Here is a 26,687-nt window from a genome sequence, read left to right as displayed (position 1 = left end):
GGAAGCCAGTTACATTGGGATCGGCCCCTTTACAGCAAGTATTTAGCTTCGGTCAAATCCCCATTAACTGCCGCCAATAACAGTTGATTATCTGGCTTCCTTCTTCCTCCTGCTAGTGACGCACATGGAGTTACTACCATGTGCATCCGGCTAAATGCATACTTGGGCGAATGTTCATCAAATAAATTCTGCCGGTCTTGGGCAATGTAATTCAAAACCCCGTTGTCGGTGACGTTTTGCGCCGCTCGACCTCGCATAATGAGCGTGGATTTCCTACTTTGTTCGAATATGCAATGATCACGTTCTTAGCAAGAAAATCCATGCCACTGAAGTATTTAAATGTTTTATCTGCAACACCTTGGATCAAAATTTGACTGTCATTACCAAGGTAGCAACCCAAGGCTGGAGAGTTTTCTTCGATTAGACTGTATCTGCTGAAATACAGAGAGAGTGCTCTGGCCAAACTGAATTCGAACGACCTTGAGGACAAGCGGCACAGACTAGCTTCGTCATCGTTGCTCGATGGGACACAGCATTTTGAGCGGGTAAATCCCTCTAGTGGATCATTCGCTATGGCCGTAAGCGCGGTTTTCGAGGCGTCAGCTCGAGCAGTACGGGCATTGAGTACGGAGGTAGGCGAAGCGTATGCGCGAATCCTCGACGTGGAGACGATCCCACTCACGGACCCATGGGCGCAACGCAGATTCGTGGTGTGCTTCCGGGATTTCGATGCACTTCAGCCGGCAGCCCAACGTATGGTCGAGCATCTGGTGAACCGCGCCGCGTCATAGGCGAGGCCGGCTCGAAGTCGATTCGATAGTTGTGCGTCCCGGCGGGGCTATGACTGGCACCACTCCCGGGCTCGCTTCTTTCTGCAAACCCGCTAGTTAAATCCCTTACTTGTTAACGGCTGCCGCCCGGTCTTTTAGGTCCGATGGGCTTCTCAAGCCATCTCGTTGCGCGATGGGCTCAGCCGCTAAATGTCTCCGTGCTTAACAGGCTCGTGTCGGCAGTCTCTCGTATGGGCTCCATAGCATGCGTTGCGGCAGCGCAAGCAGTCAGATGCTTAGTCGGCGTTCACCGTGCGTCCGACCACAGTGACGAGTCCAAAAAACTACAAGGTATCGATGACGGTATCCATGCAAAAGCCGTGTTCGGATGCCCTGCGATGGTGACGAATCACCGGCGGGCGGCACGGAGTTTGCGTCGCCTCATTCATGGGAAGGCAGCCGCCTGCCTGGAAGTGCAGTCTCTTGGGGTAAGTGATGAAACATGGGACTCAGTCGTTCGTTGCGTTAGCTCTCGTCATCGTATTGTCGTGCGCAGCAAGCGCGCGTGCGGGCAATGACGCGTCGCGGAGTCCAACACCCGGCGGGGGCTCCGTGCAGGCCCTGGATCAGGAGGACTACGGTTCGCCGGGGGAGGCGCGTACCGAAGCGGAGGCGGGGCCTGCTGCTGGTTCCGGCTCGAACAGTTCTGCGGCCACCCGTTCCAGTAGCGGGAAGACCAACGGGTTAAATATGGGCACAAATAGCGGCGCGAACAGCGACGTCAACAGCGGACTCAGCCGTTCAAGGCAAAATGGCCGTCAGTAAAGACCGTCGCCGACCAGCGTCCGAAGTAACGAAGCGGTTGAGGCCTGTCATCAATATGTCGGGGAATCAGCCGCTGATCCCCAGAACGACAATTTCAGCCAGTGTATTGACATCAGCCTGCTTCGCGAAATGAAGAACCATTTGCGGAGCGGGGCGGAACCGAGTCCCCGAATGCAGCGGGCCGGCATCGTCGACGGTCGACGGACTCACATCGTGAAGGGTCGATCGCGCTAAGCTTCATAGCAACCCCACTCCCGCGAAAACTCACGATTCGTCGGGCAGGTCGTGGCGTACGCCTAGAACAGGATCGGTCAGCCAGTCTGCGAGCCAGTCCTTCCACTCCTGCCACCAGCGCGCGTCCGGCGCGCACGGGCCAATCGGCCTGCCGGTTCCCTCCGTATCAACGTTAGCGTAGATCACGCGTTCCCCGTTCCAGTACGCGATGATCGTGCAGTCAGTTCCGCCACCGTCGCGGGTCCAGCACTCTGAACCAGCACTGCCAATTGGGTCTCGAAATCTTCGAATTGCGTGTTGCTATCCGGTGTGTACGGGCCTGACTGACGAGGCGTGACACAGACTCGGCACGTCGGTCGGCGGTAGCGTACGAATCATCTTCGCAAGGAGCGGGCCTTGCCAACGCGACCGATTGAATCGAGCCTGTCTGACCGATTGAATCGAGCCTGTCTGATAGCGACCATGCTGCCGACAAGGCTGACGAGGACACGAAAATTCCGTTCATGCGCTGTGCCTGGTGACGTACCCGCTCATAAAGAGTCCGAAAAATTCGCTTTTAATTATTGGATTTCCTCGGCAGACGGGAAGTAAGTCGATAACTCGCGGCGTGTAATCACCCGTGGGTATTGAGCATGCGGCGTGCGCAACACGCATGCCTGATTTGTCGAACAAAAATCGCTCGGTGGCCGGCTTTAAATGAAGTGTTGCGGTGCAGCATTTATCCGCTTATGCTGGGCTCATTGGATGTCGCGGAGCAACGCGAGACCCTCGTCAGTATGCTTCTGGTTATGTCACTCGCTTTACCGTTGCGCCCCTTCGCATTTTCGACATTGTCTTGCTGGAACCGTGCGGCTGAGCGCCGGAGGGTCGTGAACGTATTTGCCCCTCTAAATAAACCTTGAAGGCCGTGTTGGCATATTTCGCGCCCACGCAAAATTCAACATTTTTAGGCATCCATACCAAATGGATCTTTATATGGACAGCATGACACCTGTTTCGTCACGCCATAGACCCGCTCTCGACGTCTCCTGCAACTGGTTGTGTCTCTTTGCCGAGGTTTGTGAACTGCTCAATGCAACGGCGCAAGTGGTGCGCCTGCGCACTGTGCGGATGGCATTGGCGGGTCCGGTGCCCAGTCCGCGTGACCGGGCTGAGTTCAGCATCATGGGCATTGAAAAATGCGAGGCCACAACCGAATCGATAGGGGCGATGAACTCGGGGCTTATCAAACTGGCCGTCGAGTTCACTCGCGATACCTGCAATCTCATCGGCGCGATGTCAGCGGCACCGACCGGATTTGCCTCGAGGGGTCCGGCCACGCCAGGGTCTGAACATCAGCCGAGCCTCTTGACGACCGTCGTTCAGTCTCCGTCGAACCCTTTGTATCTGGCAAGTTCAATGACCTCTCTGGTCCGGGAAATGCTCGCACCGATTCATGGCCGTGCCACCGCGAATGCAAGACGCCTGGGCGCGGGATGACCGCCGCCATAGGGCGGCAGCGTGCGAAAGCGCCTCCTGCGTCACGTAAGCGGCGTGATCAGGAAATAGCCCGGATCCCTTCGCGACTGGAGGGTGTATCGGAAACGATGCTGTGGACGCTCTACGACCGGGCCTGCGAATCGCGCCGCGCCGACGCCATTCTCGTCGATCCGCATAGCGTGCGCATCTGCGACGCCATTGACTATGATTTCGCGGGTCACTTCGGCCAGCCCGTCGGCTCCTTCTCTGCGCGAGCGGCGGAAATCGATCGTCTTCTGAAAGACTGGCTCGACCGGCATCCGAAAGGCATGGTCATATCGCTGGGGGAAGGGCTTGAAACACAGGCTCATCGTGTAGATAACGGCCACATGACCTGGCTCACGGTCGACTTGCCACCGGCGATTGAATTACGTGAGCGATTCTTACCTTCGTCGCGGCGCTTTCGCTGTATCGCTGCAAGTGTTTTCGAGCCGGACTGGGCGAACGGGATCAAAGCCGGCGCCGATGTTTTTGTCGTTGCGCAAGGGCTGTTCATGTATCTCCAGCCAGATGCGGTAAGACGTCTTTTTGTCCGGATCGCCGAGCGCTTTCCGGGCGCCGAGATTGCATTCGACGCGATCCCGCGCTGGTTTTCCGGGCTCACCCAATGGGGTGTCATGACAACGCCGCGTTACCGTTTGCCGCCGATGCCATGGGGCATCAACGGCGACGAGGTGGAGACGCGTCTGCACGGCTGGTCGTCGGAGATAGCAGCGTTGCGCACGTTCGGGTATTGCGCGCCACGTGGGTGGCCCAGGCTGGCGGCAGACCTTTGCCGCCTTCATCCGCTCGCGAAGAGCCATTTGCCGTTCCTGGTGCATGTGACGTTGAAAGACTGTCGACCAGCCGGACGCGCAGGATGACGGGCATCGAAGTCGCAAGCGTCGCCCGCGCCGATCGCGCGTCCGTTTCATCGGTGATGCCGGGGCGGCGCGCGCCGCGAACTCACCTCTTAGGCGAGCACTATGCAAGACAAGATTGTCACCGCTGACGACGCCATCGGATTGATCCGCGACGGCGACGCTGTCTGCTGTTCTGGCTTTGTCGGCATCGGTACGCCGGACGAATTGATCACAGCGTTGGCCCGGCGTTTCACTGAATCCGGTTTCCCACGCGATCTGACGCTGGTGTTCGCGGCGGCGCCGGGCGACGGCAAAGACCGCGGGCTCAACCGGGTCGCTCTGGAGGGATTGGTCAAACGCGCCATTGGCGGCCATTGGTCGTTAGTGCCAAAGCTTGCCCGAATGGCGACCGAGAATCTGATCGAGGCCTACAACCTGCCGCTTGGAACGATGTCGCATCTGTACCGTGACATCGCGGCCCACAGGGCAGGCACGCTCACTCAAGTTGGATTGGGCACCTTCGTCGATCCGCGTCAGGCGGGCGGGAAGATCAATGCGAGGACAACCGAGGATCTGGTCAGCACGATCGATCTCGATGGCAAAACCTGGCTTTTATACAAGGTCTTTCCGCTGAACGTCGCGCTGATTCGCGGCACAACGGCCGATCCACAAGGCAATATCACGATGGAACGCGAAGCGCTGGTGCTCGATGCGCAGGCAATCGCGATGGCCGTTCACAATTCAAATGGCCTCGTCATCGCGCAGGTGGAGAGGATCGCGGCGAGCGGAACACTCGACCCGCGCGCCGTCGTGGTTCCGGGCATTTTCGTCGACCGGGTTGTAGTCGCGTCGCCCGACGCGCAGCCGCAGACTTACGGGACGGCCTATAACCCGGCATTTTCCAGCGAGATCAGGATGTCAGCCGGCGCGAACGCATGTCCGCTGCTCGACGAGCGGAAGGTGATGGCGCGTCGCTGCGCGTTCGAACTTCCGCTTGAGGGCGTGATCAACCTGGGTATCGGCGTTCCGGAGGTCGTTGGCGCAGTCGCCGCGGAGGAGCGTCTGCTGAACCATCTGACCTTGACCGCCGAACCTGGGATCATCGGCGGCGTGCCGCAGGGCGGCCTCGACTTCGGCGCAGCCGTCAACATGGATGCGCTGCTTCACCAGAACCAGCAGTTCGATTTCTACGATGGCGGCGGCCTGGATCTCGCGTGCCTCGGTATGGCACAAATCGACCGAAGCGGAAACGTCAACGTCAGCCGTTTTGGTCCACGCCTGGCTGGTGCCGGCGGCTTCATTAATATCAGTCAGAACGCTTCGCGAGTGGTATTTGCCGGAGCGTTCACGGCGGGAGGCCTTGAAGTTGCGGTGGATGCGGGGCGTCTTCGGATCGTCACGGAAGGCTCACAAAAGAAACTGGTCGAGTCGGTCGAGCAGATCACCTTCAACGGACGACTGGCTGCTGAACGCGGCCAGCCCGTGCTCTATGTGACGGAACGTTGTGTGTTCCGGCTAACGTCAGAAGGGCTCGAGTTGACGGAAGTCGCGCCGGGCATTGACGTCGATCGGGACATTCTTCCGCACATGGACTTTGCCCCGATCGTGTCGAGTCCACGACCCATGAATTCACGGATCTTCCTGCCGCAACTGATGAATCTGGCAACCGTGTTGCTTGATTCGCAATTCGCTCGCAGGCTCAGCTACAAAGGAGAGCAAAACACCCTGTTTGCAAATTTCGAAGGGATGGCGGTTCGCTCCCATAGCGACATTGAAAGTGTGCGCCGCGTGTTAGAGGCATTCTGCCAACCCATCGGCCGGAAAGTCTCGCTAATCGTCAACTATGACGGATTCAGACTGGACCACGTAGTCGCCGATCAGTACTTTGAAATGGCCGCACGGCTGCAATCGCGGTACTACAAGTCGGTGAGCCGCTTTACCAGCTGCGCGTTCATGCGAGCAAAGCTGCGCGCGGCTTTCCGCGACGCGACTTGTGCATCCCATGTCTGTGAAACGCATGCCGACGCCATGGCGTTCGCGACGGAGCATAACGAAGCTGTCGGCGACGGCGTGCTCCAGTTCCCACGCCGACGCCACCAGCCGTTCTGAAATGTCTGGTCGCGTATTGAAGAAACAAGGAGTCCATTTGTGAAAGCATCAGACCTGTTCGTCAAGGCCCTGGAGAATGAAGGTGTCGAACGCATCTTTGCCGTGCCCGGCGAGGAAAATCTCGACGTCCTGGATTCGTTGCGGCACTCGGGCATCGAGCTCGTCGTGACTCGCCATGAACAGTCAGCGGCCTTCATGGCGGCTACTCATGGCCGCCTGACCGGAAAGCCCGGTGTTTGTATGGCCACGCTCGGCCCTGGCGCGCTGAATCTCGTGACAGGCGCGGCTTACGCTCATCTGGGTGCGATGCCGATGGTACTGATCACCGGACAGAAAGCCATCATGACAGCGCGCCAGGCCCGCTTTCAGATTGTCGATATAGTCGCGACGATGAAACCCCTCACCAAGGCGTCCCGGCAGATTGTCAACGGCGCCAGCATTCCGACCGTGGTGCGCGAGGCATTCCGGCTGGCTGCGCAAGAGCGGCCGGGGCCGGTGCATCTCGAGTTGCCGGAAGACGTGGCCGGCTCGGAGGTAGGCGGCGACGTCCCGTTGATTCCATTGCATGCGGTCGACCTGCCGGTCGCCGGGCAGGCAGCAATCGAGCAGGCTGCTGCCTTGCTGCAGGGCGCGAGGCGTCCATTGGTCATGTTCGGCGCGGCCAGCAACCGCCCCCGTCTTGCCGGGCAGTTGACCGACTTCATCCGGCGCACGGGCATGCCGTACTTCAACACGCAAATGGGCAAGGGAACCGTGTCCGCGATCGGTCGCGAAGAGGCGTCCGAACTCTGGATGGGCACGGCGGCGTTGAGCGAACGCGACTACCTGCACGAGGCGATCGACCGCGCCGACCTGATCCTCGCCATCGGCCACGACACGGTCGAGAAGCCGCCTTTCATCATGGGGCCCGGCGGGCCCATGGTGATTCACGTCGGATATACGCCGGCCAATGTCGAGCAGGTGTTCTTCCCGCACGCGGAAGTGGTCGGAGATCTCGGTTTGAGCCTTGCGCGCCTGGCCGATCTGCTGGAGGGAAACCTGCCGCACGCGGCGGCGTTGGCGCCGCTGCGCGAAGATATCCTGAGACGCACGCTGGGACGGGCGGAAGAGTCGCGCTTTCCGTTGACTCCGCAACGCATCGTTCACGACGTGAGGAAGATCATGCCGGCCGACGGCATCGTTGCGCTCGACAATGGCATGTACAAACTCTGGTTCGCGCGGTGTTACAGAACCCGTAGCGCGAATACGCTATTGCTCGACAATGCGCTGGCAACCATGGGGGCGGGTTTGCCATCGGCGATGATGGCCGCGATTCTTTATCCGGATCGTCGTGTCATGGCTGTTTGCGGTGACGGCGGCTTCATGATGAACTCGCAGGAACTCGAGACGGCGGTGAGATTGAAGCTCAATCTCGTCGTGCTGATCATTCAGGACGATGCCTACGGGATGATTCGCTGGAAGCAGGCCGTCGACAAGTTCGCGGACTGGGGGCTGACGTTCGGCAACCCCGATTTCGTCAAATATGCGGATGCGTACGGCGCAAAAGGCAGGCGCATCGAAACGGCGGAGGCGCTGGCTCCGGCGTTGGAGAGCGCCTTCAGCGAAGGCGGGGTACAACTGGTTATCGTCCCGGTGGATTACTCGGAAAACGTCCGCGTTTTTGTCGAGGAACTGGGCAATCGGGTCATGGAGGTCGCGTAATGAAGATCAAGGCAGCAGTGCTGGAAACAATGGGCGCAGCGTATCCGTATGCCGTTTCCCGTCCATTGCGTATCGACGAGGTTGAGCTTGCGCCGCCGGGGCCTGATGAAGTGCTTATCAGGATCGCCGCTGCGGGGCTGTGTCACTCTGATCTGTCCGTCATTAATGGCGATCGGCCACGCCCCATGCCGATGGCACTCGGACATGAGGCTGCCGGCGTCGTCACCGAACTGGGGGCCGGCGTGACCGATCTTCAGATTGGCGATCATGTCGTGGTGGTCTTTGTGCCGAGTTGTGGTCACTGCGCACCTTGCGCCGAGGGGCGCCCCGCCTTGTGCGAGCCGGGCGCCGCGGCGAACGGCGCGGGCACGCTGCTCTCTGGTGGGCGTCGCCTTACGCGTGATGGCGAGACATTGAACCACCACCTGGGATGTTCGGTGTTTGCGGAATATGCGACCGTATCGCGGCGCTCGGTTGTCAGGATCGATGCCAGTGTGCCGCTCGACGAAGCCGCGCTATTCGGATGCGCCGTGCTCACGGGCGTCGGCGCGGTGGTGAATACGGCGCAAGTCCGTGTAGGCGCTTCTGTTGCCGTGGTCGGTCTGGGAGGTGTGGGCCTGGCGGCTCTGATCGGTGCGCAGGCGGCCGGCGCTCGCCAGATCATCGCGGTCGACCTGTCCGATGCGAAACTGGAGCAGGCGCGCGCCCTCGGCGCTACGCACACGGTGAACGCGGGCCACGATGACGCCGTCGAGCAGATTCGGGCGTTGAGCTCAGGTGGGGTTGAGTTTGCCTTCGAATTCGCCGGCGCCATTCGCGCTCTGGATCTCGCTTATCGCATTACCCGTCGCGGTGGGTCGACCGTCACCGCGGGCCTGCCGCCGTCTACCGCGCTATGGCCGCTGCCGGCAGTGAGCCTGGTCGCTGAAGAGCGCACACTGAAAGGCAGCTATATCGGCACGTGCGTGCCGGCGCGCGACATTCCCCATTACATCGATCTTTACATGCAGGGCAGGTTGCCGGTCAACAAACTACTCACCGGCCGTCTGACGCTAGATGAAATCAATCATGGCTTCGATCTGCTCCACGAAGGAAAGGCGATTCGACAGGTCGTAGTGTTTGAATAATCGCTGAGGCGAATTGGGCGTGTGGACGCAGTTTCTCCGCGAGAGTCGCGTTCGGTGGGTTGAAACTGGTGCGCGGCTTGATAGCTGCTTGATACTTTGGCCGGGGAGGCAAAGTTTCAGAAAGCGTTCGTCTGCTTAACCCGGCTGACCACATTTCGGTCGCGCCCAGTCAAGGAGTACAGCCATTATTCATTTCGCGTCGAGCAGCACCTTCCGGGGAGCGCTTTTTAGCAAGGCCGTCACGCCCGAGCGCCCCACAATGCCAATCGTCCGGCGAGGCCCGATAACGATTGCACCCACACATAATGCCAGCAGTAGTGCGACGTGCGGCGCGTCGGCCAGCGCATCGATCAGGCTGTTCGCGGGCAATCTCCATTGTTTTCTGATGGCCGGGACTGCGGATGAGGTTCTGTTCGCTGCAAGCAGCGTCGCGCGTGAGTCTGCCATGCGCGTCAGAATTGCGGTTTCAATCTCTCTATCACCAGGTGTGCGGGTCATTTGAGCGCCTCTTTCAAGGTGTCGAGGTCGCTGCGGATCTCCGTCTGAAGGACACGGAGCGACCGGGCGGGTTTCTGGGAACGAACGATGAACATGGAAACAAACGAGACCAGCAGCCACGACGCGGCAACACCCCATACGACCTGAAGAAAATAAGGCGTTCCCCACGCCGTCGCGATGATCGCCAGGCACGCAAACGAAAGAGAAAAAAGGCCGGCGACGGTCAAGGCAACCAGTGCGCTCAACTCGCGCACGACAGATTTTCTGGTCTGTTCAATTCCGATGCCGAGGAGATCGCTATAGTCAGTGGCTCGTTCAACACAGAATCTGCCGGCATTTTGCCATTGCGCTACTTTCGAATGTACGGACATCGCGGGACTCCTCGGAGCTGGCTTGTTATTGAAGCATCGTGACGATCGGCGCGACCCCTTGTCGCCTGGACGACTCCGGTCGCGTCGAAGTCACTGCGGTATTGCGTTATTCCCGGTCTCTCCAGTCGCCGCGCACCTGATTCGACCTCGAGCGATTCGCCGCGTGCAGCGCGCCGAGAATGAAGCCCACGCCCGCCGCAATCGCCAGCGCCGCAACAGGCTTTTCGACGGTGGACTCGCGTACTACCTCCGCAAAATCGGCGTAGAGTTGCCGCGCTTTGCCGCCTAGTTCACTCGCCGCGGCACCGATCTGCGCACCGCCGTCGTTCAGTAGATTTGCGGCAGCCCGCTGTACATCGCCGGCAGCCTCCCGCATTCCATCGATATTCGTCGTTTCCATTGTCTATTCCTCCAAGTGAGACCGTCCCGGTCACGGGAAAAATGCCCACGCGCGAAGTCAGATACCGGCGTCGGCAAGCGTGGACTCGACAGGCGCGACACCGTTCCAGAAGCTGCGCAATAGTTGGACCCAGTTTGAAAAATAGCGATTTCATGGCGACGGACTCATGGGACGAGGCATGAAGCAGAACATCGCGGGCGTAGCAGCGCCCATTGCGACGGTTGCCATTCGGCCGATGATACGTAGGTGCACCGGCATGAGAAAGCTGCCCATGATTTTTCCGCTTTCATCGCCATAAGTATCATGAGCGCCGTGATCGGGAAGAAAACCACTCCGCCGTTAAAATAGCGGCCGCATCAGCGATCGACCCGGTCCAGTTTGTCGGGGCGGCGGCCCAAGTAATGCGGGGTGGGCTGACTCCAATTCATGGTCGCGTGACGGCAAAAGCCAGGCGCCTCGAGGCGCTCGAAATCTGACTCTTCGGAAACGCTCGTTCGTAGCGTTCGAAGTTGTTCGTCGTCCCGGTCGCGCGCCGGCCGTTGTCGGCAACGCTGCGCATCCCGCTGCATCATGGAAACAAGGTCGCCGCCGCAACATTCAACGGGGTCCATGCGCGGCTCTTCATCTCAGGGGGAGACGACGGCGCTCGCGGCAATGCTCTCTTTGTCCGTTGCGTGTTCCGGTCCTAGCGATCGCCCGCAAGCTGGGCACGATGGAGTCGTCTCCGAGAAAAGAGGATCGAGGCCGTCGTAACTGCCGTTGTGAGACAGTTCGCGTAGCGTCGCGAGATACCAATGCGTTTCACCCTCGTCATATCTGCTCTCGACGATCGAGCCGTGATGCCCGCATGGGCAGGTGACGCGAGTAAAGGTACGTAAGGCCATGATGCTCTCCACAGTTCTGCGCCCGGCGGGCGCAGAAATACCGCCGGTGTCACTGGTGTCCGCTCAACGCCGTGGCTTTTTCTTCTTCGGCTTTGGTGGCGTCAAAGCGGCTGACCAGAATGCAGTGGCTCCGCGTTTCGCCGCTGCCGCTGCGTGGCCTCGCGCGGCTCCCGCCACGCTGTTTGCGCCACTCAGCCACATGCTGAGGAAAGGATTCTTTTTAACCCATGGATTTTTCATGGTGGACTCATTCAGGGGAAATTGGCGTGTGGTCCCGCCGGCGGCGACTTGCCGGCGGGACAGGAGTTTTTCTTTACGCACGCGTGGCCGGCGGGACGTTTGCCGGAATGGCAGGTGCGCCAGTCGCCTCGCCATCCAGGCGTTCCACCTCCACCTCCGTGCCTTTAAGCGTCTCATGGATGGTCTCTGTACGCTCCGAAGCCTTCTTGCCCACTGTGACTTCTTCCACCACATGAGCAGTCTTCGCCACGACGGCGTGCTCGGCCGTTTCCAGCACTTCAACCGAGCGGGCCTTGAGGTCTTCCGCTGTCGCGATGCGGTCCACGGGATGCCTGTCAACCGTGGCATGTTCCTCACGCAAGCTGACGGCTTCGCTCACGGGCGTTTCGGTCGCGTGGGAATAGACGCGCACGCCACCGGTCTGCACTTCGCGCTTGCCGACATCAAGCGACTCGCGCACGACCGCAAACGACTGCCGCTCGGCCGCAGTCTCGTCAGCCGAGTACCGCGCGGCGCTCGGATCGTAGCCTTGATAACCGGCGTTTTGCCACTGGGTCACGCGTTCGTCGATATCAACCGCTCCCGCTTCATGCAGGGCAGACCGGACTGTCGATACTTGCGTTTCGTCGAGTACCGTGACGGTCAGCACAGCGCCGCCGCGGCGCACCGCTTCCTGGTAATGACCGACTTCCGCCGGCGGTTCGTCGTGGCCAAACAGGTTGCTGAAAAAGCGGCCGATTTTGCTGGAAGATTCGTCGGTTGTAACCGCGGGCTGTTGCTCGACAGGGCTATCGACCGCTAGCGCATCCTCCGTCTGGCCGTTGGCATGAATTTCCATGTCGCTTCTCGGGATCCCCGCCTGCGTGAGCCGCACGATGGCATGTTCAGCCTGCTCGAACGAGTCGAATACACCTACAAGAACTTGTGACATTGTGATACTCCAAGATGGTGAGTGGCCAAACTTCAGCCAGGATGTATGCCTGCTCTCAAAACGTCGACTGCTCACCATCTTGGGAGGACGGCGCCGCGGGTTGCGCGATCCAGTCTCCTTCTGTTCCGGTTCGCCGTTCCACCACAACTTCCTGCCGCTGCACCTCGGCCTGATGCACGCTCGTTTCTTCTGTTTCTTCAACAACGATATGAATCTCTTCTTTCAGCATCAGCTTCAATTCGGTCACCGGCACATATTCGAAGACGGGCACAATCAATTGATTGCCGTTCCGAACCGGCTCGAACTCGGTATCTACCCACCGGTTGACCGGAACGCGATGTATTGAGACGAGACGACGTTTCAGTACGACGGGAATGTCCTGCAGATCCTTATGAACGATCGTGTGAACGCGCACGCTCGCAGTTTCATGCTCCGACACGCCAACATGCAGTCGCTGCTCAGTCGCGGTCACGCTTTGAGTTCCGGCGGTTAAGGCGCACGCGTCGGGAGTTTCGTTGCTGTCGGTCATGGCGACTCCTGCAAATGGTCAATTCGACCGATCAGGCAACCGGCCGGCCGGGCACAACGCGTGTGGCGTTGCGGCGCACGAGAGGATCGTCTGTCGATGCGCCGCCCGCTTCCTCGAAGGGCGGCTGGTGGCGAAACCCGGCATGACCCGACACGATCGAGATAATTGCGCCCACAACGAGCGCTGCAAACGAAAACCACGAGGCGCGCGCCACGTTCCGCGCGGCAGTGTCCGCCGCCTGCCTTGCGTCAGCGTCAGCTTGCGGACTTGGCGCCTCGGCCGTCGCGGAGGCGATTGCGCCTTGAACGCGCTGCGTCAACGATCCCGCCATGGCGCCGGCAGGATTGGATGGGTTGGCCGCTGCGCCGACCGTCGCGCTGCTCGATGCAACACTTCCGGCCGCGCTCACCGCGCTTCCGACCAGAGACGTCGCTCCGTAGATAACCATCAGAATCATGACCGCCCACGCGAGCAGTCCGTGGAGCCACCCGAGCACAGGCGCGCAGCGTCCCGCAAAATAAGAACCAATGAAGACGGCGATAACGGTCATCACGATCAGATAAGCGCCAGAGCCGAAGCCAAACCCTTGCAAAGGATTGGGTCGTGAAATAGGGGAGAGAGCCGACGTGCCGATTGCTGCGCCAAGCACGCTGAGCATCAGATAGACAATCAGCGAGAGGATGACACCCGCGATCACGGAGCCCCAGGAAAGACGGGGTAATCCGCTCTGCGTGGTAAGGACTTTCATGGTTGGCCCGTAACGTTGACGATCGGTGGGATTGAACACGGGTTTGCTTGTGCCCATGACATCTGATCCGCGCAACGGCTGTTCCCGACGCGCCCTAAGTTGGGCTGGCAACCAATTGCGTGGCAACGCTCATGTCGAATTGAGCTTTGCAGACGATTTCGCCGCGAGCGTCCCCCAGCGAAGCGGAATCTGCTTTGCGCTTTGTCATTCGTGGGATGTCCAGGTGTCGATAGTTACGACACGTCCGCCAGATGCGCCGAGCGCGCGACTGCGCAACGCGATCAATACAGACAGGCACAGCGCGTGCTCAATCTCTCTCCAGGCAGCGAATGCCGTGCACGGCAATACCGCCGTCGATCTTGCCAGAGCGATTCTGCTCTGAGAACCGGGCGCCCATCTCTGGGTGTGGTGCGACGCTTCAGGTCCGCGCCGCTGTCCGGCCTAACCTACGGCTGCGAAAGCCTCCACTCATGCCGGGTGATGGTTGCGCATGAAGCGCAACGACGGTGATGGAGGATTCAATCGTGCCGGTCACCGGAGAAGCACCATGTTTATCCATAACAAACGTCTGCAATACACGGTTCGCGTCGCGGCGCCCAACCCTGGTCTTGCCAACCTTCTTCTCGAACAGTTCGGCGGGCCTCAGGGCGAACTCGGCGCAGCGTGTCGCTACTTCACGCAGGCGATTGGCGAAGACGATCCGGGTCGCAAGGATCTGCTTTTCGACATTGCGACAGAGGAAATGAGTCACCTGGAAATTGTCGGATCGATCGTTGCGATGCTCAACAAGAGCGCAAAAGGTCAACTTGCCGAAGCGGTCGAAGCGGAGGCCGAACTGTACCGTTCAATGACTGGCGGTGGAAACGACTCCCACACGACCGCGCTGCTCTATGGCGGCGGACCGGCATTGACGAATTCGGCCGGAGTGCCGTGGTGTGCCTCGTACGTGGACACGATCGGCGATCCAACCGCCGATCTCCGGTCGAACATAGCGGCAGAGGCGCGCGCCAAGATCGTTTACGAACGACTGATCAACGTCACCGATGATCCAGGCATCAAGGAAACGCTTGGGTTTCTCATGACGCGGGAGATTGCCCATCAGAAATCGTTCGAGAAAGCGTTGCATTCTATCCAGCCGAACTTTCCGCAGGGCAAACTGCCGGGCGTGCCCGAATTCACGAGCGTGTATTACAACATGTCGAAAGGCGACGACGCGCCGCGCGGGCCCTGGAACGAAGGACCGGAGTGGGAATTTGTCGACTCGCCCGAGCCCGCGGTTGATGGCGGCGACGGCATGGCCACGGTCAACGTATCCCAGAAGGATGTGAGGGTGCTTCAGGCAATGGCGTCACGCACGGCTTCCGACGCATCATCCGATCCGACCACGGGTGCCGACCTCGGTGTGGGACAGGCGAGCTAGGGATTCCCGTCTGAGAGGCGGCAATTCTGTCGCTGCCGCTTCCCCCGGGTGCCGGCCGCCACGCGGTGACACGCGTGGCGGCCCGTTCCGAATCGAGGCCAGGCGTAGGCATATCACATTTAAAAAATGGTCCAGCGCGCGACGACGTGCGAGTCGGTAATAAGGAGCCTGGCCTCGGCCGCTTGCGCAAAACGTGTCAGGCTAGAGCCGCTCCACCGCATGCCGACCCGTGCGATCGCGCCAGAGGCTAATCGCCTCAACTTGAATTTTGTAAGGCACAACATTAATCTGTACATCGATCGTCGCGGGCAATGAGCCTTTACGGCTCCTTGCCGGCCGCCGGGTTAATCGATTCAGATCGTTTCGATTAGAATGATCCTATCCGTGTCGGGGCATCCGGCAGCGAGTCGGGTTCGCTCTCCCAATGCCCTGCCTCATCAGGCAACGAAAGGCAACGCCGTGCCCAGCGCAACCGCGAGGGTGCTCACCGCACACGTTCCTGTATGTCTGGCTGAAAAAGTGCATCAGCTTGCGGCCCGCCTTGATCGCTCCCGCGGGTGGATCCTCAAGCAGGCAATGGCCGCCTGGGCTGACGGGCAGGAACGGCTTGACGGGCTGCTTCCGGAATCTCCTGCCGAATCTGCTGCCCCTACCTCGGCCGATCCCCAGAGCATTTAAGAGTGGCACTGGACTTGCTCGTTGAAAGGCGACGCACTCAGACCTTCACAGCGACAGTGGCAGTGCAAACGGGGGAGGCCGGTAGCGGCTGCCCAGGTCGCGACGAAGTTGCGCAAATGGTGACGCTTTCCTGGAACGGAGACACGATGAATAATTTTGCCACGCCGGAAAATGAAGCAGCGCCGCCGGCGTTTCCCGTCGTCGGCATCGGCGCGTCTGCGCGTGGACTTGAAGCAGTTTCCGAACTGATGTCCGAAGTGCCGGCCGTGAGCGGCATGGCGTTTCTCATCGTGCAGCACCTCGACCCATCCCGACGCAGCCTACTCCCTGAAATCCTGGCTTAACGCGTGGCCATGCCGGTACAGGAAGCCGTCGAGGGCATGGCGATCCAGGTGGACCACCTCTATACGATTCCTGCGAATAAGCGCATGTTCGTGGTCGACCGTCAGATCCGGTTGCGACCGCGCGACGAAACGCTTGGACCGCCGATGCCAATTGATGATCTGTTGGACTCGTTGGCCAGAGACCAAGGCTCCGACGCCATAGGCATCATTCTCTCCGGCAGCGGATCGGACGGCGCGCTCGGTCTTAAGGCGGTGCAGGCTGAAGGAGGAATCACGTTCGCTCAGGACGCATCGGCGATCTTTAACGGCATGCCACGCGCCGCGATTGGCCTGGGCCGCGTCGACCGAGTACTGGCGCCCCGTGAAATCGCAAGAGAAATGACGCGAATCAGGCAAAACCCTCGGTTGACGACGGCGCCGGGTCTGAAGGAAGAGCCGGCCCATGCGTCAGAAGCGAGTCTGCGTCCGATCTTTCGCCTGCTCCAGAGCGCATGCAACATTGACTTCACCCGTTACAAGCACGACACCATCCAACGCCGATTGTCCCGGCGGATGGCGTTGCGCCAGCTTGTTTCATTGCCCGATTATATTTCGGTGCTCGAATCAGAGCCTGCGGAAACGCTGGCGTTGGGCCGGGACCTGCTCATCCACGTCACCGAATTCTTTCGTGACCCGGAAACCTTCGAAGCGCTGACCCAGAGTGTTTTCCCGCGTTTCATGGGCGAGGGTGACACGAGTTCCACCCTCCGGATCTGGGTACCGGGGTGCGCGACCGGGGAAGAGGTGTATTCGATTGCCATCTGTCTGCTTGAATACCTGGGTCACCGCGCGAAGGCCACGACCCTTCAGATTTTCGGCACCGACATCAGTCCGGAGGCGCTGGAAAAGGCCCGTGCCGGCCGGCACATCCAGCTTTCCAGACTGCGCGACAGGGTACGCGAGGCAATCTAGCTTGCCCATGCCAGAAGACCGGTCGCCGACGCGGCCTCGCGAAGGATTCGTCCGTTCGCAAAAAACTGGCCTCATTCACAGCGGAAGTCTGTTCAGCCACGCTCCATGGTCACTCAGTGTGCGGAGCAACTGCCGATCGGGTTACGAAATCGTGTGCGTTGCGTATTGGCGGAAGAGTTTTGGGCGCAACACGTGGAGCGGGACCTGTTCTTTCGTTAGTATCGACACGTTGCCGTGCCCGGGATGGCATGAGCAATATTAAGGAATTCATCGGTCGCTGGATTGCACAATTTTGTTCCCGTGAGACTGCGGTGAAACAACCGCAGCGCGGGTCAGCGGGAACAAATTTACTTCAAGAAATTCTGCAGCATCTTGTTCCTCAGCCAGACGCCCGAAGTCATTTTGTGTCTTCTCCAACGGTCGTTTGCCGCGAGTGGGTCCGGGACGCACCGCTCACCACATGCACGTTATGGCGATGAAGTGGGAGCTCAACGTGGCGTTCGACGCATTGATCACGGGCTGGCGAACATCGACCATGCAGACACCGCATTTGCACGCGACGAAGTAGGGCTGGGAACAAAATTATGCAGAAAGCGGGGACAGTTTTATGCAAACCAACGACATCGGAGTAATGTACTTAGGAATCCTATTTAATTTGACATAAAAGAAATGATGGAATTTTAGTTCGGATGTCTACCATGTTTTAGGGCGAAGTGATGCCGGCTACCGAGATCCGGGCATATCAGGCCTGTAGCGCGTCCTCATGGAAGCCACCGTTTGGGAATGACCTCATCGAACGCGTCGATCCTGGATGGCGTGTCGCCTTACCGGTCAGGCGGCGCAAGGCGCTCGGCGCCAGTTAGGCGCTGCTCGCGGTCTCTGTCAAAATGGCGGCATCCGTTCGCCAGTTCCTGCGCACATCATCGCAGCTTCGTCGGGCTGCATGTTGCCGCACCGTGCGACGAATAGTGCCGGCACAGACGGCAACCGGAATCCAACCTCGCAGCAATCGCAGGAAGAACCGTTACAGCAGGCACGACATGGCACACGAGCGATGCGAACAATGTGGCAACCAGACGCCGCCCTGGGACACCATCCACTGCGGCTCCGGCGATGGCAGCTATGAGTTGCTCTGCACTTCGTGCTTCAATGCCAGGATTGCCGAGTCCACCGGACTCACCGATTTCGAGAACGTGCGACTTGACCCCATCCGGATGATCGACTGCCAGGGGGAGTCCCACCAGTTCCATTTCCAGCTCCGCCTCCTGGGCGACCGGATTGCTCTGGATGGCTTTGAGCTTCGCGGAGAAATTCCAGCTGGCTACCGGTTCCAGCTGATCGGCGAAGCCGACGATGATGTGTTCGTGCTGCTCGGGCGACTCGTCGAAAAGATTCGTCGCGCACTGTCGGTCAGGCACATCGATTTTCATGAGTACCAGATCATCGACAGCACGGTGCGCGGGCGTATCGAATGGGACGAGTCGCAGGCAGGGCATTTGCCACTTGTGGTGGTCGACGGCAGGCAGGTCTCGTGGAACGATCTTGGGCGAATGCTGATGAGCATGGAAGGATGGCAGTTCCGGCTCGATCTCGCTGACCCGGGCGAAGAGCTTTGAGTCGCGTAGCCGATGCGGCAAGACGCGGGGCCAACCCTGTCCTTGAGCCGGTTGCCAACGCGGCTGCCCGAACCTTACAACCTGTGGGAGGACAGCCATGGTCGCAGTCAGGCACGACGATCTTTCTATGGCTTTCGACTTCGTCAGCTACGGGGCACCAACGGAGCATAACGCGTATGTCTCGCTCGATACGGGCAAAATCTATTGGATTTCCGATTCCAGCGACGCGTTCGACGAGGAGCTTCCTGACGACATTGAAACGTCCGACCGCTACCTTGAGATACCGCATAAGAACGAGCTCGATCTGGGAGGACGTCTCGCGTTGCGCTTTGTCGGGCAGGAATTGCCTGCGTGTTACGACCAGGTCGAAGGATTTTTCCGGCGGCAGGGGGCTTATGCGCGATTCAAGGATTTGCTGGAGCGTAAAGGCGTTCTCGAGCGCTGGTATGCGTTTGAAGCCGATGCTGTCGAAAGCGCGCTGAGGCAATGGTGTGCGGAGAACGGGCTCGAGCTTGTTGAGACGTGACAGGCGCTGTCAGTTTTTGGAACGCCAGATGGGACGTCTGCTGTGGTCAAACGCGGAAGTGTTCTGCCGTCGATCGGGCGCCCGATCGACGGCGGGCCGTGCGAGAATCAGCAATTTGACATCGCCAGGAGCAAGCGCGCATGAGGTCTGGTACCGCGTGAAGAGGACCTTTACTCCAACGGCGGAGCAGGAGGCCGTGATCGCGGCGGCGGGTGGCGCCGGGGACCTGAAGATCAAGGCATTTGCTGGCGCGGGCAAGACCTCCACGCTGCAACTCGTGGCCCAACAGTTCGACCAGCGGCGCGGCATGTATCTCGCGTTCAACCGTGAAATCGCAGCAAGCGCCGCCCGGCGATTCCCGCCTCACGTCGACTCCAGGACGATGCATTCGCTGGCGTGGGCATCCGTCAGCCCATCGCTGCGAAACAGGATGAGTCTTCATGGCGAGCCACCGCATGAACTGGCTGCACGTTACGGGCTTGGCGCGCTGGAAGTGCGAACGGTGACGGGCAAGGCCGTCGAGGTCACCCCGTTCGAGATCGGGCGGATGATCGCCGATGGGCGGGACCGGTACTGCCGGTCCGCTGACATCGAGCCGGCAGTCCAGCATATCGTCGTCGACGAAAAGATCGACGATGCGGTGGCCGCGCAACTGCGCCTCTACCTGCTGCCTTACGTCAGGCGCCTGTGGGAAGAGGGCGGGTCCGCGCGCGGTGAGTGCCGTTTCGCCTGACGTGCTCCTGAAGCTCTGGGCGCTCTCAGAGCCACGCATTGAAGCCGACTACCTCCTGTTCGACGAGGCGCAGGACAGCGACGGTGTCATGCTGTCGGTCGTCGGCCGGCAGCGCCACGCGCAGATCATCTACGTGGGCGACCCGTACCAGCAGATCTATGAGTGGCGGGGCGCGGTCAATGCGATGGCGCAGATCGACGCGCCCGAATGCGCGCTCACGGAGTCGTTCCGCTTTGGCGCCACGTTTGCGGCGCTTGCCAGCCGACTGCTCGCACTGCTCGGTGAGCGCACGCCTATCCGGGGACAGGCGACCATCGGCTCGATCTTGGTGGACGATCCCGCGATAGCGCCGCCGGTCGACGCGATCCTGTGCCGGAAGAACGTCACGGCGATCTGGCAGTTTGCCGCGGGACTCGAGGCGGGACATCGCCCGGCGATCCGGATGAGTCCGGCCGAGATTCTCGCGTACGCCGATGGCGCGGACCGGCTGCTGGCCGGCCAGCGCGCGTTCCGCCCGGCGGCGTTTTCGCTGTTCGAGACGTGGAGCGACGCACAGGCGTTTGCGCGCAGTGCGTTTGGCCAGGACCTGCTCCCAGTGGTGCGGATCGTCGATGAACTCGGTACTGGCTATCTGCGGGCCCTGGCGCAGCGCTCGGTGGCGGATGGCGGCGCCGACTATGTGATCTCGACTGTCCACCGCGCGAAGGGCCTCGAATGGAAGCGGGTCAGGGTGGCGAACGATTTCCGCCTGCGCGGTGCCGACGGCAGCCCGATGCCGGACGACGATGAGCTGCGCCTGCTCTACGTGGCGGTCACGCGCGCGCAGCATGTCCTCGATATTTCCGGGTTGCGTAACGAACTGCTGCGGCTTTTCAGTCTTCGGCGCTAATATCTGCTGGTCAAACCGGCGTGGGCGGGCGTTGCCCGATGATGTTTACGCACTGCCGTCTGGCAGGTCGGGACGCAGTTCGGCCTCGATCTGATCGATGGTCGGCAGGCCCGGCTTAAGCGACGGGGGCACCTCGCGCATGAGTTGGTACTCGGCCACGCCCATCGGCTTGGCCACGCCGCGCAGCGCAGCGCATATTCCGCCACGAGCCGGTTCTTTTCCTTGCACAGCAGCAGGCCGATGGTCGGCTGGTCCTCGGGCGCCTTGACCTGCGCATCGATCGCGGACAGGTAGAAGTTCAGCTGGCCCGCATATTCGGGCTTGAACGGTGTCGTTTTCAGTTCGACGACGACATAGCAGCGCAGCTTGAGGTGGTAGAAAAGCAGGTCGATGAAAAACTCGTCGCCGCCGACCTCCAGCCGGTACTGGCGTCCGACAAACGCAAACCCCGCGCCGAGCTCGAGCAGGAACTGGGTGATGTGCTGTGTGAGCGCGCGCTCGATGTCGCGCTCCTGGGCGTTCTCGGCCAGGCCGAGGAAGTCGAAGATATACGGATCCTTCAGCGCGTCGCGCGCGAGATCGGACTGCGAAGGTGGCAGCCGGTCGGCGAAATTCGTGACGGCGCTGCCGGCACGCACATGGGCGGCCGTCTCGATCTGCATGGTCAGCACGCTGCGCGACCAGCCATGCTCAAGGGACTTTTCCGCATACCAAAGCCGCTGCCGTACGTCGTCCAGCTTGTCGAGCAGTGTCACAACGTGCGACCACGGTAATTGTGCAACGGGCTGTTGCACAAATTCCGGCTGCGGAAACGCTTGTGCGAGCGCACGCATGTACTTCAGGTTGCGCGGCGAGAACCCGCGCATGTCCGGAAACGCGGCCTTGAGGTCACGCGCAAGCTGGTCGACGACGCCCGCGCCCCAACCCTGGTTCTGCTGCCGCTGAAGAATCTCGCTGCCGATCTGCCAGTACAGCTTGATCAGCTCACGGTTCACGCTGGCAGCGGCACGCTGACGGGCACGCTCGACGCGCTGTTTCAACTCGTACAGCCAGCGACGGTATTCTTCACTCGTGGCGAGGTTTTTCAGGTCATCTCTCATGCGTTGCAGGCGCTGCGCAGCCGTTGTCGGTGCCATTGAGGCTTGATTATCCGGTTGGCGCCACGCGGCCCGCAACCCTGATCACGTTGGTTTCCGGGTTCAGATTATAGCATCGTACCCCATCAGTTCTGTTGATAAATAGAATTATGTTAAATTGAATTGACACAACACCAAAGAAACTTAGGTCCCCGCCCCGAAATCCGGCAAAATGCCTATAATAGATGGGCATTTTGCCAAATGGGAGCCTTGGATGACCACCATCGCCTTTGTGCCAACAGGAGCCCAAAATCCCCGTCGGGCGGAGCTGGCAATGCTTGAGCAACTGCTTGACGCACGCATTCGTAACGAGACCGATCTCGCCGAGCTGGCCAGCAAACGCGTGGCCGTCGAGGTGATCGATCGCCTGACGGCGCAGGGACTGAAGGCGGACGAACTCGCATTCATCATCCCGCGCCGGACCCTCACTCATCGGCGTCAACAGCATGAACGTCTTTCGACTGAGGAATCCGATCGGGCGATTCGGCTGGCACGCATCCTGTCGCGGACTGTAGCGACCTTCGGAAATGCTGCGAAAGCGATGCACTGGTTACGGAACCCGCAAAAGCGGTTCGCCGGCCGCAGTGCACTTGAGATGGCCAGCACCGAACACGGGGCGCGTCTGGTGGAGGACGCACTGATCCAGATCGACGAAGGATACTTTGCCTGATGGTCCTGTGGAGAATCAGTAACTATGCCGATCTGAAAGGAGTCGGCGGCCTTCGTGCACCCGGGCGGTGGCATTTTGCGGGACAACCTGTGGTCTATCTCGCGGAGCATCCTGCGGGCGCCCTCCTTGAAACGCTGGTACATCAGGAAATAAGCAGCACCGCAGATCTGCCGGATACCTATCAGCTGCTGAAGGTCGAAGTGAGCGATGGTGTCACGATCGCAGAAATTGGAGAGGATGCGTATCCGCCCGATTGGCGTGACGACCAGGCCTGGACGCAGGCAGCCGGGACCGAGTGGCTCACGCAGGCCACCTCTGCACTTCTGCGGGTACCAAGCGCGGTGATGCCATTCGCCTTCAACTACATCCTGAATCCCGCCCATGAAGACGCTGCGCGCATTGAAATCAGCATGGCCATTGAAGTGCGCCAGGATCCACGCATTCTCCGGCTCTTGACGCGGCCATAGCCGGGATCTCTGCACTCGGTGGCTGACATACTCAAGCGCCGATCGCTGTCTTCTCCCGCTATCACCCGGACGACCTGTCCCTCGGCACTCGCTGAGCGTGGCAGCGTCCACTCCATACTGGCCGACTGCCGTCGACATAGGCTGAACCATCGTCGATCAATCTTGATCGAGCGTGAAAGTAAAAATTGCTGGGCGGCAGACAGCGAAGTTCTGCCCGAACATTTCACCTGTCTGAACCGTTCCGGGGAACCCGGTGCGGTTCAGTGTGCCCTCGCTTTGCGAGCCCCCGGCCCCAGTAGTGCGACGACCCACACGCTTCCATGCCGACTACGCACGGTTCGAGCTTCGCGAAATACCGGAGTACTTCCGTGCGTCTCAACTGCTTGCGCGCAACAAGGTGGCCTTGCGGATCCACTGCGTGAAGCTGGAACACATTTTTGGCCAGATCCAGTCCAACAGTTGCTATCTTCATGATGAACGCTCCTTTTGCCGTGGACATCATGACCCGTCCACTTTGGCATGAATCTCTCGCCGTCTAGCGGGAGTCGTCCATCACATCAGAGCCCATCAGGCGTTAGCGGCGCTCACAGTGCATTTTCATATCGCGTGCAAGTGCGTGGTGCGCGTTCGCCCGCATGTGGTGCACGACATCGACGGCTTCGTTGTCACGAAGCAGATGCACCGCGGCCATCTGCGCCCCAAGCCGGCACTTGCTTTGATGCGTGATTAACCGCGTGTCGCGGCAGCAGGCACGACATTTGCGACATCGCCTCGCGTTGCCTGCCGGATGCATCCAGCAAGCGCTGAAACACAGCAGCAATCCCTTGATCACTTGCCTGCGCGGACAAAGGCGTCCGTGCAGGCCCCGGCCAATGAAGCCCGCCAACCAGGCCGATCCTGGTTGACGGGCTTTTTTTGTTTACCGTTTCCGCAAATGTTTAACCTATGACGAAAGAACCAGATACGTTCGAAATTGCCGAAATGGGCAATGTTGTGCTGCAATCCGGCGCGACACTACGTGGCGCCAGGCTTGCCTACAAGACGCATGGCACCCTGAACGCCGCGCGCGACAATGCGATCGTCTATCCGACCTGGTACGGCGGCCAGCATGCCGACAACGAATGGCTGATCGGCCCCGGCCTGGCGCTCGACCCCGCACGCTACTTCATCATCGTTCCGGACATGCTCGGCAACGGCTTGTCCAGCTCCCCAAGCAATACCCCGCCGCCCTACAACCAGGCCCGCTTTCCGCATGTGACAGCGTATGACAACGTCAAGCTGCAGCACCGGCTCGTCACCGAAACTTTCGGCATCGAGACGCTTGAACTCGTCACCGGCTGGTCGATGGGTGCATTGCAGGCATACCACTGGGGCTCGATGTATCCAGACATGGTGAAGCGCATGCTGCCCTCGTGCGGCTCGGCGCGGTGTTCGCCGCACAACTTCGTTTTCCTCGAGGGCGTCAAGGCGGCGCTCACCGCGGATGCAGAATGGAAAGAAGGCTTTTACGACAAGCCGCCTGCGCGTGGCCTGCGCGCGATGGGCCGCGTCTATGCGGGCTGGGGCTTTTCGCAGGCGTTTTATCGCGAGAAGCTGGCGATCACGGCGCTTGGATATGCGTCGCTGGAGGACTTCCTCGTGACGTTCTGGGAAGGTGGCTTTCTGGAAAGCGATGCCAACGACCTGCTCGCCATGCTGTGGACCTGGCAACACGGCGACATCAGCGCCAACCCGCTTTACAACGGCGATTTCGACCTCGCGCTTTCGAGCATCACGGCAAAAACCATCGTCATGCCAGGACAAACCGACTTGTACTTTCCGCCCGAAGATAGCCAGTACGAGGTATCGAAGATGCCCAATGCCGAATACCGACCCATTCCGTCGATCTGGGGCCATCAGGCAGGCGGCGCAGGTCTCAATCCTGTCGACGCCAAATTCGTCAACGCGGCGCTGGTCGACCTGCTGGAACGTTAGGCTCACGATCGCCCGATGGCCCCACGGTCAGTGGGTCACTAAGACATTAGTTCTACTACGCAATATTAAAAGGAGCTTTCATTTTGACAAACGACGAACTGTCGAACCTGGATGCCGTCCGGATCGCGCATGCGGTCCGGACCCGAGAGCTGTCCGCGATTGACGTGGTCAAGGCCGCTCTAGCGCGTATGGACGCGCTAGAACCGTCCGTGCATGCATTTTGTACCGCAACGCCAGAACTGGCGCTCGAGCAGGCCAAGGCAGTCGAGCGCATCGTGATGGCTGGGGGCGATCCGGGTCCGCTCGCCGGCGTGCCGTTCGGGATCAAGGACCTCATCTCCGCCGCGGGCATTCGCATGACAGGCGGCGCGCCCGCCTATGAGAACTTTATCGCGGACGAAGACGACGTTGCCGTCGAACGCATGAAGCAGGCCGGCGCGATCGTCATCGGCAAAACCAACGTACCCGAGTTCGGCTATAGCGGCGTCGGCCATAACCCGATTTTCGAAACTACCAGGAATCCCTGGAATCTGGCGATGACCCCCGGAGGATCGAGCGCCGGTTCGGCCGCGGCGGTGGTATCGGGCATGTGTCCGATCGCGCTCGGCAGTGACGGCGGCGGTTCGGTGCGCATTCCGGCCGCTCATAGCGGCATCTTCGGCATGAAGGCGTCAATGGGACGCGTGCCGCTCTATCCGGGCTGCCGCGACGAACTGTATCCGGGATTCTCGGGCTGGGAATCGCTCGAACACATTGGTCCGCTCACGCGCACCGTCGCAGACGCAGCGCTGATGCTGTCCGTCATCTCAGGCCCCGACGAGCGTGACCGGTTGTCCCTTCCCGCCGCCGACTTCGACTGGAAAGAAGCGCCGCATGGCGGCATCCGGGGTTTGCGCGTGGCCTACAGCCCGGATTGGGGCTATGCACCAGTCGACCCGGAAGTGCGCGAGGTGGTTGGCCGGGCTGTCAAGGTCTTCGAACAGGAACTGGGCTGCACGGTCGAGATAGCGCATCCGGGTTTCACCGATCCCTTCGCGGCTTTCTGGGCGCTGGTCGCGCAGGAGACCGACCTCGTCGGCATGCGCAAAATCGTCGAGCAGCACGGCGACCGCATGTCCCGGCATCTGGTGGAAATGATCATGCATCCATGGACCGCCGAGGACTTCACCAACGCCAACCTGAAGCGCAAGGAAGTGACCAACACGATGTGGCGCTTTATGCGCGACTACGACCTGATCCTGACGCCGACGCTCGCTGTGCCGCCCTTCCCCGTGCATATTCAAGGTCCGGAAAAAATCGAAGGCCGGATGGTCTCAACGACCCAGTGGCTCGCCTTCACGTTCCCGCTAAACATGACCGGTCAACCAGCCGCATCCGTACCCGCCGGTTTTACGAGCGACGGCTTGCCGGTTGGCATGCAGATCATCGGTCGCCATCTCGCCGACGCCACCGTGCTGCGTGCCGCCGCCGCATTCGAAGCCGCGCAGCCGTGGCGCCATGTCCAGCCTCCCGTCGTCGCCAACCTGATTGCACATCCGGCCGCAGGAACCTGATGT

General features: G+C 60.3%; 19 protein-coding genes and 5 pseudogenes. 16 read left to right on the top strand and 8 right to left on the bottom strand.

Annotated features, from left to right (window positions below; genetic code table 11):
• Nucleotides 1-2,804: 2,804 nt before the first annotated feature.
• The 5 genes from RI103_RS37805 to RI103_RS37785 all read left to right on the top strand — a co-directional run bounded on the left by RI103_RS37805 (nucleotide 2,805) and on the right by RI103_RS37785 (nucleotide 9,126).
• Nucleotides 2,805-3,308 carry a polyhydroxyalkanoate granule-associated phasin gene (locus RI103_RS37805; RefSeq protein WP_310819703.1) on the top strand — a complete coding sequence of 168 codons (504 nt, stop codon included), beginning with the start codon at nucleotides 2,805-2,807 and terminating at the stop codon, nucleotides 3,306-3,308.
• Nucleotides 3,305-4,210, top strand: a complete 906-nt coding sequence (locus RI103_RS37800) for a class I SAM-dependent methyltransferase (protein ID WP_310819702.1) — start codon at nucleotides 3,305-3,307, stop codon at nucleotides 4,208-4,210. The genes RI103_RS37805 and RI103_RS37800 overlap by 4 nt, the downstream gene beginning before the upstream one ends.
• 102 nt (nucleotides 4,211-4,312) lie before the next feature.
• Nucleotides 4,313-6,298, top strand: coding sequence for an acyl CoA:acetate/3-ketoacid CoA transferase (locus tag RI103_RS37795; protein WP_310819701.1), 1,986 nt, complete (start codon nucleotides 4,313-4,315; stop codon nucleotides 6,296-6,298).
• A gap of 39 nt (nucleotides 6,299-6,337) precedes the next feature.
• The gene (locus RI103_RS37790) at nucleotides 6,338-7,999 is read left to right on the top strand and encodes an acetolactate synthase large subunit (RefSeq protein WP_310819700.1); all 1,662 of its coding nucleotides are present in this window, start codon (nucleotides 6,338-6,340) and stop codon (nucleotides 7,997-7,999) included.
• Nucleotides 7,999-9,126 (top strand): zinc-dependent alcohol dehydrogenase family protein, encoded by a 1,128-nt coding sequence (locus tag RI103_RS37785; protein ID WP_310819699.1) that lies wholly within the window; start codon nucleotides 7,999-8,001, stop codon nucleotides 9,124-9,126. Before RI103_RS37790 ends, RI103_RS37785 begins: the two co-directional genes overlap by 1 nt.
• 189 nt (nucleotides 9,127-9,315) lie before the next feature.
• Here the strand turns inward: RI103_RS37785 and RI103_RS37780 are convergent, their stop codons facing one another.
• From RI103_RS37780 to RI103_RS37755, 6 genes are all read right to left on the bottom strand, one after another.
• Complete coding sequence (locus RI103_RS37780; RefSeq protein WP_310819698.1) at nucleotides 9,316-9,624, bottom strand: hypothetical protein; 309 nt, start codon at nucleotides 9,622-9,624, stop codon at nucleotides 9,316-9,318.
• Nucleotides 9,621-9,995, bottom strand: coding sequence for a phage holin family protein (locus RI103_RS37775; RefSeq protein WP_310819697.1), 375 nt, complete (start codon nucleotides 9,993-9,995; stop codon nucleotides 9,621-9,623). The genes RI103_RS37780 and RI103_RS37775 overlap by 4 nt, the downstream gene beginning before the upstream one ends.
• Before the next feature lie 106 nt (nucleotides 9,996-10,101).
• Nucleotides 10,102-10,395 (bottom strand): CsbD family protein, encoded by a 294-nt coding sequence (locus RI103_RS37770; RefSeq protein ID WP_310819696.1) that lies wholly within the window; start codon nucleotides 10,393-10,395, stop codon nucleotides 10,102-10,104.
• A 1,197-nt stretch (nucleotides 10,396-11,592) separates the two neighbouring features.
• Entirely contained in the window at nucleotides 11,593-12,528 is a 936-nt protein-coding gene (locus RI103_RS37765; protein ID WP_310819695.1) for a YsnF/AvaK domain-containing protein, read from the bottom strand.
• On the bottom strand, nucleotides 12,506-12,979 hold the full coding sequence (locus RI103_RS37760) for a DUF2382 domain-containing protein (protein WP_310819694.1): 474 nt from the start codon (nucleotides 12,977-12,979) through the stop codon (nucleotides 12,506-12,508). The genes RI103_RS37765 and RI103_RS37760 overlap by 23 nt, the downstream gene beginning before the upstream one ends.
• A 31-nt stretch (nucleotides 12,980-13,010) precedes the next feature.
• Nucleotides 13,011-13,727, bottom strand: coding sequence for a hypothetical protein (locus RI103_RS37755; RefSeq protein WP_310819693.1), 717 nt, complete (start codon nucleotides 13,725-13,727; stop codon nucleotides 13,011-13,013).
• 547 nt (nucleotides 13,728-14,274) lie between these two features.
• Here RI103_RS37755 and RI103_RS37750 point away from each other — a divergent pair.
• The 7 genes and pseudogenes from RI103_RS37750 (at nucleotide 14,275) to RI103_RS37720 (ending at nucleotide 20,884) form a co-directional block, all read left to right on the top strand.
• Nucleotides 14,275-15,147 carry a manganese catalase family protein gene (locus tag RI103_RS37750; protein ID WP_310819776.1) on the top strand — a complete coding sequence of 291 codons (873 nt, stop codon included), beginning with the start codon at nucleotides 14,275-14,277 and terminating at the stop codon, nucleotides 15,145-15,147.
• A 459-nt stretch (nucleotides 15,148-15,606) separates the two neighbouring features.
• A pseudogene (locus tag RI103_RS37745) lies at nucleotides 15,607-15,745 on the top strand (CopG family ribbon-helix-helix protein); the annotation flags it as partial.
• A 196-nt stretch (nucleotides 15,746-15,941) separates the two neighbouring features.
• Nucleotides 15,942-16,487 (top strand): annotated as a pseudogene (locus RI103_RS37740) (chemotaxis protein CheB); the annotation flags it as partial.
• On the top strand, nucleotides 16,479-17,120 hold the full coding sequence (locus RI103_RS37735) for a CheR family methyltransferase (protein WP_310819775.1): 642 nt from the start codon (nucleotides 16,479-16,481) through the stop codon (nucleotides 17,118-17,120). The pseudogene RI103_RS37740 and the gene RI103_RS37735, both read left to right, overlap by 9 nt.
• A 1,040-nt stretch (nucleotides 17,121-18,160) precedes the next feature.
• Nucleotides 18,161-18,736: a hypothetical protein gene (locus tag RI103_RS37730; protein WP_310819692.1), complete on the top strand. Its 576-nt coding sequence runs from the start codon at nucleotides 18,161-18,163 to the stop codon at nucleotides 18,734-18,736.
• 97 nt (nucleotides 18,737-18,833) lie between these two features.
• Nucleotides 18,834-19,262 carry a hypothetical protein gene (locus RI103_RS37725; RefSeq protein WP_310819691.1) on the top strand — a complete coding sequence of 143 codons (429 nt, stop codon included), beginning with the start codon at nucleotides 18,834-18,836 and terminating at the stop codon, nucleotides 19,260-19,262.
• 157 nt (nucleotides 19,263-19,419) lie between these two features.
• Nucleotides 19,420-20,884 (top strand): annotated as a pseudogene (locus RI103_RS37720) (UvrD-helicase domain-containing protein).
• Nucleotides 20,885-20,929: 45 nt separating this feature from the next.
• On the opposite strand, the pseudogene RI103_RS37715 reads toward RI103_RS37720, so the two are convergent.
• Nucleotides 20,930-21,984: pseudogene (locus tag RI103_RS37715) on the bottom strand (YhcG family protein).
• Between the two features lie 250 nt (nucleotides 21,985-22,234).
• On the opposite strand from RI103_RS37715, the gene RI103_RS37710 reads away from it, so the two are divergent.
• Nucleotides 22,235-22,690 (top strand): antitoxin Xre/MbcA/ParS toxin-binding domain-containing protein, encoded by a 456-nt coding sequence (locus tag RI103_RS37710; protein ID WP_310819690.1) that lies wholly within the window; start codon nucleotides 22,235-22,237, stop codon nucleotides 22,688-22,690.
• The gene (locus tag RI103_RS37705; protein WP_310819774.1) at nucleotides 22,687-23,157 is read left to right on the top strand and encodes an RES family NAD+ phosphorylase; all 471 of its coding nucleotides are present in this window, start codon (nucleotides 22,687-22,689) and stop codon (nucleotides 23,155-23,157) included. The genes RI103_RS37710 and RI103_RS37705 overlap by 4 nt, the downstream gene beginning before the upstream one ends.
• A gap of 265 nt (nucleotides 23,158-23,422) precedes the next feature.
• Here the strand turns inward: RI103_RS37705 and RI103_RS37700 are convergent.
• A pseudogene (locus RI103_RS37700) lies at nucleotides 23,423-23,629 on the bottom strand (IS110 family transposase); the annotation flags it as partial.
• Nucleotides 23,630-24,102: 473 nt separating this feature from the next.
• On the opposite strand from RI103_RS37700, the gene RI103_RS37695 reads away from it, so the two are divergent.
• On the top strand, nucleotides 24,103-25,131 hold the full coding sequence (locus RI103_RS37695) for an alpha/beta fold hydrolase (protein ID WP_310819689.1): 1,029 nt from the start codon (nucleotides 24,103-24,105) through the stop codon (nucleotides 25,129-25,131).
• An 80-nt stretch (nucleotides 25,132-25,211) separates the two neighbouring features.
• The gene (locus tag RI103_RS37690; RefSeq protein ID WP_310819773.1) at nucleotides 25,212-26,684 is read left to right on the top strand and encodes an amidase family protein; all 1,473 of its coding nucleotides are present in this window, start codon (nucleotides 25,212-25,214) and stop codon (nucleotides 26,682-26,684) included.
• Nucleotides 26,685-26,687 lie beyond the last annotated feature (3 nt).

Origin of the sequence: Paraburkholderia sp. FT54 (assembly GCF_031585635.1) — a bacterium.
GTDB lineage: Bacteria > Pseudomonadota > Gammaproteobacteria > Burkholderiales > Burkholderiaceae > Paraburkholderia.
Note: the sequence above shows the minus strand (reverse complement) of the source record. Positions and strands in the feature narration are given on the sequence as shown.

What these genes read in the sequence shown, in the direction of transcription:
- RI103_RS37805 (WP_310819703.1), top strand. Translation starts at nt 2,805, where the DNA reads ATGGACAGCATGACACCTGTTTCGTCACGCCATAGACCCGCTCTCGAC.
- RI103_RS37800 (WP_310819702.1), top strand. Translation starts at nt 3,305, where the DNA reads ATGACCGCCGCCATAGGGCGGCAGCGTGCGAAAGCGCCTCCTGCGTCA.
- RI103_RS37795 (WP_310819701.1), top strand. Translation starts at nt 4,313, where the DNA reads ATGCAAGACAAGATTGTCACCGCTGACGACGCCATCGGATTGATCCGC.
- RI103_RS37785 (WP_310819699.1), top strand. Translation starts at nt 7,999, where the DNA reads ATGAAGATCAAGGCAGCAGTGCTGGAAACAATGGGCGCAGCGTATCCG.
- RI103_RS37780 (WP_310819698.1), bottom strand. Translation starts at nt 9,624, where the DNA reads ATGACCCGCACACCTGGTGATAGAGAGATTGAAACCGCAATTCTGACG.
- RI103_RS37775 (WP_310819697.1), bottom strand. Translation starts at nt 9,995, where the DNA reads ATGTCCGTACATTCGAAAGTAGCGCAATGGCAAAATGCCGGCAGATTC.
- RI103_RS37770 (WP_310819696.1), bottom strand. Translation starts at nt 10,395, where the DNA reads ATGGAAACGACGAATATCGATGGAATGCGGGAGGCTGCCGGCGATGTA.
- RI103_RS37765 (WP_310819695.1), bottom strand. Translation starts at nt 12,528, where the DNA reads ATGGTGAGCAGTCGACGTTTTGAGAGCAGGCATACATCCTGGCTGAAG.
- RI103_RS37760 (WP_310819694.1), bottom strand. Translation starts at nt 12,979, where the DNA reads ATGACCGACAGCAACGAAACTCCCGACGCGTGCGCCTTAACCGCCGGA.
- RI103_RS37755 (WP_310819693.1), bottom strand. Translation starts at nt 13,727, where the DNA reads ATGAAAGTCCTTACCACGCAGAGCGGATTACCCCGTCTTTCCTGGGGC.
- RI103_RS37750 (WP_310819776.1), top strand. Translation starts at nt 14,275, where the DNA reads ATGTTTATCCATAACAAACGTCTGCAATACACGGTTCGCGTCGCGGCG.
- RI103_RS37735 (WP_310819775.1), top strand. Translation starts at nt 16,479, where the DNA reads ATGCCACGCGCCGCGATTGGCCTGGGCCGCGTCGACCGAGTACTGGCG.
- RI103_RS37730 (WP_310819692.1), top strand. Translation starts at nt 18,161, where the DNA reads ATGGCACACGAGCGATGCGAACAATGTGGCAACCAGACGCCGCCCTGG.
- RI103_RS37725 (WP_310819691.1), top strand. Translation starts at nt 18,834, where the DNA reads ATGGTCGCAGTCAGGCACGACGATCTTTCTATGGCTTTCGACTTCGTC.
- RI103_RS37710 (WP_310819690.1), top strand. Translation starts at nt 22,235, where the DNA reads ATGACCACCATCGCCTTTGTGCCAACAGGAGCCCAAAATCCCCGTCGG.
- RI103_RS37695 (WP_310819689.1), top strand. Translation starts at nt 24,103, where the DNA reads ATGACGAAAGAACCAGATACGTTCGAAATTGCCGAAATGGGCAATGTT.